This window comes from Serratia sp. PL7, from assembly GCF_945957435.1.
In genome coordinates this window covers 1-357 of record NZ_CAMFLB010000137.1, presented here as the reverse complement: position 1 = coordinate 357, position 357 = coordinate 1, and the positions used below count along the sequence as shown (strand labels likewise).

Annotated in this window: 1 protein-coding gene; it reads left to right on the top strand. The window is 53.8% G+C overall.

Going from position 1 to position 357, the window contains the following annotated elements:
* Positions 1-355: transposase (locus N6G83_RS54620; protein ID WP_260524453.1), on the top strand; the 355-nt coding region annotated here is incomplete at its 5' end.
* Positions 356-357: the final 2 nt, after the last annotated feature.

Here is a 357-nt window from a genome sequence, read left to right as displayed (position 1 = left end):
GATGCTGAGTTCCAGCCTGCTGGCCTTCGCAGGGAACCTGCGGCGGTTCACCAGCAGCAAGGCCCTGGTCGCCTATGCAGGACTGAATCCACAGCGATGTGAGTCGGGGATGTTTAAAGGGAAAAGCCGGTTATCGAAAGTGGGACACGGTGAGCTGCGAAGCGCGTTATACATGCCCGCGGTGGTGGCAGGCCAATACAATGTAGTGGTTAAGGACTTGATAGAAAGGCTGAAGTTACGCGGAAAAACGGGCAAAGAGAGAGTCTGTGCAGCGATGCGCAAACTACTGCAACTGGCTTATGGCGTGGTGAAATCAGGAAAGACATTTAATGCGGAAATACCGCTTGCCGGATAACC